9 protein-coding genes are annotated in these 9332 nt (G+C 67.0%); 7 read left to right on the top strand and 2 right to left on the bottom strand.

Annotation, left to right across the window (positions count from 1 at the left end; genetic code table 11):
- Together dnaE and ABZW16_RS41560 are read right to left on the bottom strand one after the other, a co-directional pair.
- Positions 1-1504, bottom strand: a 1504-nt coding sequence (gene dnaE, locus ABZW16_RS41555; protein WP_354961665.1) for a DNA polymerase III subunit alpha, incomplete at its 3' end; no start/stop codon positions are given.
- Positions 1505-1772: 268 nt separating this feature from the next.
- Entirely contained in the window at positions 1773-2171 is a 399-nt protein-coding gene (locus tag ABZW16_RS41560) for a DUF3052 domain-containing protein (protein ID WP_354961657.1), read from the bottom strand.
- Between the two features lie 134 nt (positions 2172-2305).
- On the opposite strand from ABZW16_RS41560, the gene ABZW16_RS41565 reads away from it, so the two are divergent.
- The 7 genes from ABZW16_RS41565 to ABZW16_RS41595 all read left to right on the top strand — a co-directional run.
- Complete coding sequence (locus ABZW16_RS41565; RefSeq protein ID WP_354961658.1) at positions 2306-3514, top strand: histidine kinase; 1209 nt, start codon at positions 2306-2308, stop codon at positions 3512-3514.
- A gap of 100 nt (positions 3515-3614) precedes the next feature.
- Complete coding sequence (locus ABZW16_RS41570) at positions 3615-4409, top strand: LytTR family DNA-binding domain-containing protein (RefSeq protein WP_354961659.1); 795 nt, start codon at positions 3615-3617, stop codon at positions 4407-4409.
- The gene (locus tag ABZW16_RS41575; RefSeq protein WP_354961660.1) at positions 4406-4774 is read left to right on the top strand and encodes a hypothetical protein; all 369 of its coding nucleotides are present in this window, start codon (positions 4406-4408) and stop codon (positions 4772-4774) included. Before ABZW16_RS41570 ends, ABZW16_RS41575 begins: the two co-directional genes overlap by 4 nt.
- A gap of 288 nt (positions 4775-5062) precedes the next feature.
- Positions 5063-6817, top strand: coding sequence for a cation acetate symporter (locus ABZW16_RS41580; protein ID WP_354961661.1), 1755 nt, complete (start codon positions 5063-5065; stop codon positions 6815-6817).
- A gap of 145 nt (positions 6818-6962) precedes the next feature.
- A complete protein-coding gene (locus ABZW16_RS41585; protein WP_354961662.1) occupies positions 6963-7319 on the top strand; it encodes a DUF485 domain-containing protein in 357 nt (118 codons plus the stop codon).
- Positions 7316-8953 (top strand): cation acetate symporter, encoded by a 1638-nt coding sequence (locus tag ABZW16_RS41590; RefSeq protein WP_354961663.1) that lies wholly within the window; start codon positions 7316-7318, stop codon positions 8951-8953. Before ABZW16_RS41585 ends, ABZW16_RS41590 begins: the two co-directional genes overlap by 4 nt.
- 50 nt (positions 8954-9003) lie before the next feature.
- Positions 9004-9332, top strand: a 329-nt coding sequence (locus ABZW16_RS41595) for an acetyl-coenzyme A synthetase N-terminal domain-containing protein (protein ID WP_354961664.1), incomplete at its 3' end; no start/stop codon positions are given.

Consider the following 9332-nt stretch of genomic DNA (forward strand, 5'->3'; position numbering starts at 1 on the left):
CTGGATTGTTGCCGATGAGTTCGCGGACCTCGGCGGCCTCCTTGTACCGCTCGTGCTCCGGATCGGTGATGCCAGAGACCGAGATGTCCTTGGCCATGATCGGCGGCGGCAGCGCCTTGGTGATCTGGTCGGCAATGGCGAAACCGGGCTGCCCGAACAGCACTCGCGCCGAGTCCTTGATGGCGGCCTTGGTCTTGATGGTGCCGAAGGTGATGACCTGGGCGACCCGGTCGGTGCCCCACTTCTCACTTGCGTAGCGGACCATCTCACCGCGACGGCGATCGTCGAAGTCGATATCGATATCGGGCATCGAGACGCGCTCCGGATTGAGGAAGCGCTCGAAGAGCAGACCGTGCGGAATCGGGTCGATATTGGTGATGCCCAGCGCGTAGGCGACCAGCGAACCGGCCGCGGAACCACGGCCGGGACCGACGCGGATGCCGACGTCGCGGGCGTGGTTGATCAGGTCGCCGACGACGAGGAAGTAGGCCGGGAAGCCCATCTCCAGGATGACGCCGATCTCGTACTGGGCCCGGTCCAGATATTCCTGGGGCGCGCCGTCCGGGAAACGGCGCTGCAGCCCGAGGTCGACCTCGCGACGCAGCCAGCTGGCCTGGTCGTGGCCCTCCGGCACCGGGAAGATCGGCATCCGGTCACGGTGCTGCCACACCTCGTCGTAGGACTGCACCCGCTCGGCGATCAGGAGGGTCGAATCGCAGGCGTCGGGCACCTCCATATCCCAGATCGCCCGCATCTCCTCCGCGGACTTCAGGTAGTAGCCGTCCCCGTCGAACTTGAAACGCGTTGGGTCGCTGAGGGTTTTACCGGTCTGGATGCACAACAGCGCCTCGTGGTTGGTCGAGGCGTCCTTGGTGACGTAGTGGCAGTCGTTGGTGGCCAGCGGCCGGATCCCGAGCTTTTTGCCGATCTCGAGCAGCCCCTCACGGACCCGGCGCTCGATGGACAGGCCGTGGTCCATGATCTCCAGGAAGAAATTGTCCGGCCCGAAGATCTCCTGCCATTTGGCCGCCGCCTCCAGGGCCTCGCGGTCGTGGCCCAGGCGCAGGCGGGTCTGCACCTCACCCGATGGGCAGCCGGTGGTGGCGATGATGCCCGCGGCGTGCTCGGCGATGATCTCCTCGTCCATGCGCGCCCACTTGCCGAGCTGGCCCTCCAGCGAGGCGAGCGAAGACAGCTTGAACAGGTTGTGCAGGCCGGTCGCGTTCTCCGCGACCATGGTCATGTGCGTGTACGCACCGGAACCGGAGACGTCGTCGCCCTTCTGGCTCGGATCACCCCACTGCACGCGCTTGGTGTCGAACCGGGAACCCGGTGCGATGTAGGCCTCGATCCCGATGATCGGCTTGATATCGGCCTTCTTGGCGGAGTTGTAGAACTCCGAGGCGCCGTACATATTGCCGTGGTCGGTCATACCGACCGCGTTCATTCCCAGCCGTTTTGCCTCGGCGAAGAGCGGAGAGATTTTGGCCGCACCATCGAGCATGGAGTACTCGGTGTGATTGTGCAGGTGAACGAACGATCCGGACGAGGCGGCCAAGACGGTCCTTCCTCCCAAGGTCTCGACGGGGGTTGGTGTAGCGATTCTAGGGGTCCCCACCGACGAGTTCGGACCTGCCGCGCCGGGCTCACGCAGGTGCCCGGCGTGTCGGTGGTGAAGATCACCGGCGCGTCTGGCGACCCACTATTACGGCTGTCCGATTTCCGCGACAGTGGGGTGATCCGCGGATCGCTCGACACTACGCGAGCCGCGATCATGTGCGCTTGCGCCAGACGAATTTCAAACCCGACCAATCGTTGTCGAGCGCGGCCACCTTCACATCGACGACGCCGATGGGGAGCAGCAACTCGCGCAGATCGTTCTCGGCGATATCGCTGACGTGCCCGCCCGCCTTGCGCGGCCAAGCGATCCACAGCATCGCACCCGGAGTCAGCCCGGCGGCGAGTTGCGGTGCCTCGGCCGCCAGGTCGCCATGTTCGCGATAGAACGCGAGGACGACGTCCGCGCCCGCCGGATCGTCGGTGGCGATCACGATATCCGGTGGCAGATCGGGAATGCGCCAGCGCGCTGGCGCATGACACAGCACCACCCGGTGACCTGGTTTGATGCCGATCTTCTTGGCCAGAGGAGTCCCGGAGTAGCCCGCCGTCACGGGAAGACTGTATCGGGCACCCGAAGCGCCGCCTGGCGGATCTACGATCTGTGCTGTTGACCCCGCATTCGGTGGAGGCACGACGATAATCGGGCGATGAGCTGGCAGCGACAGACGCGTTCGATGGGTCCACGATGACGACCGCCGTTATCGCGGTCGTTGCCGGTGCGGTGTTGATCGTCGGCGCGCTGCTGGTCTGGTCGCGAACCAGGCGGATGGTGACCACTCCGGCCGAACGGGCGGTATATACCGCGCTGCACACTGCGTCGCTGGCCGCGCGTCCGTTGCGGCAGGGGTTGACCGATCGGTCCGCCCAAGAGGCCGCACCGCATCTGCGGGCGCTCACCGGGGCCGATGCGCTGGGGGTGGCCGATGCCGACGGCACGCTGCTGGCCTGGGACGGGCCGCATTCGGATCTGGCCGAACCCTTCGCCGACGCGGCCCGGCGGGCGGTGGCGACCGAGCGGCCGGTGCTGGTTTCGGGGCCCGGTCGGGGCGAACATGCCGGGCGCACGGTGATCGCGCAGCCACTGCTCATCGAAAATACCGGGGTCGCTGGGGCTTTGGGGGCATTGGGGGTAGTGACCACCGGGAAGCCGGAGCCGGGACGGCTCGGCACGGTCGCGGAGGTGGCGCGATACGCCTGCGGACAGCTGGAATTGGCGGAGCTGGACGCATCGCGGGCCCGGCTCGACCGGGCCGAGGTACGGGCGCTGCGGGCGCAGATCAGCCCGCACTTCATCTACAACGCGCTCAATACCGTCGCGTCCTTTGTGCGAACCGATCCGGACCGGGCGCGCGAGCTGATCCTGGAGTTCGCCGACTTCACCCGGTATTCCTTCCGCGCCGCTGGGGAGTTCACGGTCCTGTCCGACGAACTGCGCAATATCGAACGCTATCTGGCCCTGGAGCGCGCCCGGTTCGGTGACGCGCTGGAGGTGCGGTTGCAGATCGCGCCCGAGGTGCTCGGTGTTGTGCTGCCGTTCCTCGCGCTGCAACCGTTGGTGGAGAACGCCGTTCGACACGGTTTGGCCGGAGCGGCGCGCGGCGGCACCGTGACCATTGTCGCGGCCGATGCAGGCACCGACTGCGTGATCAGCGTCGAGGACGACGGGATCGGGATGGATCCGGACGTGCTGCGCTCCGGCGCGCTCGATGCCATCGAAACCGGTACCGGCCCAGCGGGTTCCGGCGAATCCGCACATGTGGGTCTGGCCAATGTCGACGACCGCCTGCGCGCCGCCTTCGGCAATGACTACGGCCTGATCGTGGAGACCGCCCCCGGCGCGGGCACCAAGGTCAGCCTCCGCGTCCCGAAATTCCGCGCGGGTATCCAGGCCTGAGCGCCCGCCCCGGCTGTGCCACCGATGCCATCCTGGCCGATTTCACCTGGTGCGGATATCCGATCCGGGGCGCGGAGGCGGCATTTACCATGGAACGACTGTGACCCGGACCACCGACCAGTCCGCCGCCGCATTGCGTGTGCTCGCCGTGGACGACGAGAAGCCAGCTCTGGACGAGCTGGTCTATTTGCTGCGCGCGCAACCGGGCGTCGGGGAGATACACAGCGCGAATGACGCGACCAGTGCGCTGCGGCTGATGCGGGTCCATCCGATCGATGCGGTATTCCTCGATATCAATATGCCCGGGCTGGACGGGATGGAGTTGGCGGGGATCCTGTCGGAGTTCGCCACTCCGCCCGCCGTGGTCTTCGTGACCGCGCACGATGACCGGGCGATCGCAGCATTCGATCTCGGTGCGGTGGACTATCTGCTGAAACCGCTGCGCGAGGCGCGGCTGGCCGAGGCGGTGCGCCGGATCGCGGGGGCGCGCGGTGCCGCACCGGCCGTCGCGCAACCGCAGGCCGATCCCAGCGAGGTCATCCCGGTGGAGTTGGGCGGGGTCACCACATTGGTGCACCGGTCCAGCGTGAGCTGGGTGGAGGCGGATGGCGACTACGCCAGGCTGCATACCAACGCGGGCTCACATCTGGTGCGGATTCCGCTGTCGGCCTTGGAATCCCGCTGGGAGAACGCCGGGTTCCTGCGGGTGCACCGGTCGTATCTGGTGGCGCTGCGGCTGGTGACCGGGCTGCGCACGGTCGGCAATGCGACGGTGGTCCGGCTGCGGGCCGATGGCCGGGCCGGGGCGGTGGAACTGCCGGTCAGCCGTCGGCAGGTGCGCGAACTGAAGCAGCGCCTGGTGCACGGGCCGCGCCAGCAGTGGACGAATCCATGACCGCACCGCAGCAGCGCCCGACCCGCCAGCGCGTTGTGCTCGCCGAACGTCGCGGCGCACGCCGCGTGCGGACCCGCACGGAGGTGGTCGAGCAGACCGAGATCGGTGCGGCGCTGATCGGTGGGCTGATCCGGGCCCAGCTGGGGCTGGCTTTGCGGGTCGGGTTGGTCATGGTCCTCGTCCTGTGTTCGCTCCCGGTGCTTTTCCGGCTCGGCTCGACCGGATCGTTCGTCGTGCTCGGGGTGCGGCTGCCGTGGCTGCTGCTCGGCGTCGCGGTGTATCCGTTGCTGTACGGCGTCGGGCGGCTCTACGTCCGACTGGCCGAACGCAATGAGCAGGACTTCCTGGAATTGGCCGAGGACTGAATCGATGTTCCGCGCCGCACCACCGCTCGCCCGCCTCCGCTCCGCCGGGCAGCCACGCACTACGACGAGTCGGATGGACCGGAACTCGGTCCGCAGCGACGAAAGGGGCCGCGTCGTATCCCCGCTCGCTCACCCTCGCCCGGCCGGGTTTCCAGACACTGCGACGAGTAAGACGGACAGGAGCTCGGCCGACACCGACAGAAGCGGTCATGCCGCATCACGTCCCACCGCCGCGCATCGGTGCTGCCGACCGGATGCCAGACCGCGCGGCACCGATCGGGGCAGGCCGTGAACACCCCGACCGCCCCGGCACTCACGGTGCTCGCCTTGCTCTTCGCGGCATTGGCTACGGTCGCGATCGGCGTCTACGGTGTCCGGCTGGCGCGCACCACCTCTGATTTCCTGGTCGCCTCGCGCAGCGTCGGACCGCGCTGGAATGCCGCGGCGATCTCCGGTGAATACCTCTCGGCCGCTTCATTTCTCGGCGTCGCCGGACTGATCGCAAAGTACGGTGCGGACGCATTGTGGTATCCGGTCGGATTCACCGCGGGATATCTCGGGCTGCTGCTGTTCGTCGCGGCTCCGCTGCGGCGGTCCGGGGCGTATACCGTGCCGGACTTCGCGGAGTTCCGGCTCGGATCGCTGCGGTTGCGCAGGCTGGCGGCGGTCGTGGTGGTGCTGGTCTGCGGTGTGTATCTCATTCCGCAGTTCCAGGGCGCGGGACTGACATTGCACATTCTGCTGAACGTGCCGAAATGGGTCGGCGCGGTGGCGGTCGGCGCGATCATCATCGCCAATGTGGCTGGCGGCGGCATGCGGTCGATCACGCTGGTGCAGGCATTCCAGTACTGGTTGAAGCTGACCGCGGTGGCGATTCCGGCGCTGGTGCTGCTCGGCCACTTCCTGGCCGACGATCGCGAACTCGGCACCCCGGCGCCCCCGGTGGTCACCGAGCGCACCACGGTGGATGTCAGCACCGGCGTGGTGGTTCGCGTCGATGCACCACAACAGGTTTCGATCACCGGCACGCTCGACGGACGCGCGGTGGACGGTCCGGTGCTGCTGACGCCGGGTGGACACGAACTGGCGGCGGGCACCGAACTGACCCTGGAGCCGGGCTCCGCCGTGCCGGTGGTGGCCGGAGCACCGACCGACGGCGCGGCCTGGCTGGCACCCGGTGGCGGATTCGGCGGCGCGCATCCCACCTACCAGGTCTATTCGCTGATCATCGCCACATTTCTCGGCACCATGGGACTTCCACATGTGCTGGTGCGCTTCTATACGAATCCGGATGGTCGGGCGGCGCGCACCACCGCGCTCGCGGTGATCGGTCTGGTCGGACTGTTCTACCTGTTCCCCATTCTGCTCGGAGTTTTCGCACGGCTGTATGTGCCGCAGCTGCTGATCACCGGCACCTCCGATGCCGCGGTGGTGCTGCTGCCCGGTTCCGTGCTCGCGGGCCTGCCGGGGCAACTGCTGGCGGCACTGGTGGCCGCGGGTGCGATCGCGGCATTCCTGTCCACCTCCTCCGGACTGCTCGTCAGCATTGCGGGCGTGCTCAGCACCGATATGCTGCGCGGGCGGATTCGCGATTTCCGGGCCGCCGCGCTGTTCGCCGGTGCTGTGCCACTCGGCCTTTCGCTCACCGTGGTATCGCTGGATCTGTCCCGCACTGTCGCCCTTGCCTTTTCGGTGGCCGCCTCGACGCTGTGTCCGCTGCTGGTGCTCGGCATCTGGTGGCGCGGCCTGACGGCGAAGGGCGCGGCGACCGGACTGATCGTCGGCGGGTCGGCCGCGGGCGGGGCGACCGCGGTATCGGTGACCGGCGGCATTTCCGATGGGCTCGCAAACGGCTGGCCCGCCGCGATACTCGGCTATCCCGCGGCGATCAGCGTGCCACTCGCATTCGCGGCGATGATGCTGGTCAGCAAGCTGACGCCGGGGCAGAGCGCCCGCCGGATCGGGCGCATCTTCGTCCGCATGCACGCCCCCGAGCGGCTCGGCATGGGCGCCGACCGGGAGCGGGTGCTGCGGTCGAGCTGACCGCCGACCGTTCGTCGCGGCCAGCCGACCGTTCACCGCACAATCAGGCGCCTTCGCGGAGTGACCCACGCCACATCATGATTCGCTCACGAAGCTCCCCTTATGGTCGGCGGGTAGTAAGCCACGTCACAAGGTAGGACCCGAGATGACCAGTACCGACATCGATGACGTCGCCCCGCGACGTACACCGAGCGCCGAGGATTTCGCCGCCGTGCAATCGAGTCCCCAATTCCAGGAACTGCGAAGTCGGTTGCGCCGCTTCGTCTTTCCAATGACAGCACTGTTCCTGGTCTGGTACCTGAGCTACGTGCTGCTCGGCGCCTACGCGCACGATTTCATGGCCACCAAGGTCATCGGCACCATCAATCTCGGCCTGCTGCTCGGCCTCGGTCAGTTCGTATCGACGTTCGTGATCACCTGGCTCTACGTCCGGTTCGCCAATAAGGAACTGGATCCGCGCGCCGCGTCGATCCGCAACTACCTCGAGGGAGGCCAGGCGTGAGCCAGCAGTATCTTGCCGCCGCCGCGACGGTCGGCAATCCCGCCGCGAATATCGCCATCTTCGGCCTCTTCGTGGCCATCACGATGGTCGTGGTGATCCGCGCCAGCCGCAATAACCGCACCGCCGCCGATTACTTCACCGGCGGCCGCGGCTTCTCCGGACCGCAGAACGGCATCGCCATCGCGGGCGACTACCTTTCCGCCGCAAGCTTTCTCGGCATTGCGGGCGCCATCGCGGTGTACGGCTACGACGGATTCCTGTACTCCATCGGATTCCTGGTCGCCTGGTTGGTCGCATTGCTGCTGGTCGCCGAAATGCTCAGGAACACCGGCAAATTCACGATGGCCGATGTGCTGAGCTTCCGCCTCAAGGAAGGTCCGGTCCGCACCGCCGCCGCGCTGACCACGCTGGCGGTCTCGCTGTTCTATCTGCTGGCGCAGATGGCGGGCGCGGGCGGTCTGGTCGCGCTGCTGCTCGATATCTCCGACAAGACCGGACAGAGCATCGTGATCGCCGTGGTCGGCGTGCTCATGATCGTCTACGTGCTGGTCGGCGGCATGAAGGGCACCACTTGGGTGCAGATCATCAAGGCGGTGCTGCTGATCACCGGCGCGGCGCTGATGACCGTGCTGGTATTCGCCAAATTCGGCTTCAACTTCTCCGATATCCTCGGCTCGGCCCAGGATGCGGTGCACGGATCCAAGTCCAAGGGCGTGGCCGCCCGTGACGTGCTCGCCCCCGGCGCCCAGTACGGCGGCAGCGCGACCTCCAAGCTGAACTTCGTATCCCTCGGCTTGGCCCTGGTGCTCGGCACGGCGGGTCTGCCGCATGTGCTGATGCGCTTCTACACCGTGCCGACCGCGAAAGAGGCACGCCGCTCGGTGGTTTGGGCGATCGGCCTGATCGGCGCGTTCTACCTGTTCACCCTGGTGCTCGGCTATGGCGCGGCCGCCATTGTCGGACCGGACCGCATCCTCGCCTCGGCGGGCGGGCAGAATTCGGCGGCGCCGCTGCTGGCCTTCGAACTCGGCGGCGTGATCCTGCTCGGCATCATCTCGGCGGTTGCCTTTGCCACCATCCTGGCGGTCGTCGCGGGTCTGACCATTACCGCGTCGGCGTCGTTCGCGCACGATATCTACGCCAGCGTGCTCAAGAAGGGCAATGTCGACGAGCGCAAGCAGGTCAAGGTTTCGCGGATCACCGCGGTCGTCATCGGTGCGCTGGCCATCGGTCTCGGCATCCTGGCCAATGGCCAGAACATCGCATTCCTGGTGGCGCTGGCCTTCGCGGTCGCGGCGGCGGCGAATCTGCCGACCATCCTGTATTCGCTGTTCTGGAAGCGGTTCAACACCACGGGAGCGCTGTTCAGCATGTACGGCGGCCTGATCTCGACCATTGTGCTGATCGTGTTCTCCCCCGCGGTATCCGGGACGAAGACCTCGATGATCCCGGGTTCGGACTTCGACTGGTTCCCGCTGTCCAACCCCGGAATCGTGTCCATCCCATTGGCTTTCGTACTCGGTGTGGTCGGCACCTTCCTCGGCGGGCGTAAGCCGGAGGATCCGGCGAAGCAGGCCGAGATGGAGGTGCGCTCGCTGACCGGTGTCGGCGCGGAAGAGGCGGTCGTGCACTGAACATCCGACCGAGCCTGCCGCCCTTGTTGTTTCGCTAGGAGAGATCGACGTTGACCAGTGCAACCACCGACCGTGACACGACCACCGACACTGTCTACCCGCCGGATCCGGCATTCGCCGCGAACGCGAACGCTTCGCGTGCGCTGTATGACCTAGCCGCCGATCGCGACGCGTTCTGGGCCGAGCAGGCTCGGCGGTTGCACTGGGATCAGCCATGGACCCAGGTCCTGGATCGGAGTGACGCGCCCGTCGCGAAGTGGTTCGTCGACGGCAAGCTCAACGTCGCCTACAACTGCGTGGACCGCCATGTGCTCGACGGGCACGGCGACCAGGTCGCCATACACTGGGAGGGCGAACCGGGCGTATCCCGCGTTATCAC

This window comes from Nocardia sp. NPDC004604, from assembly GCF_040609795.1.
Lineage (GTDB): Bacteria > Actinomycetota > Actinomycetes > Mycobacteriales > Mycobacteriaceae > Nocardia.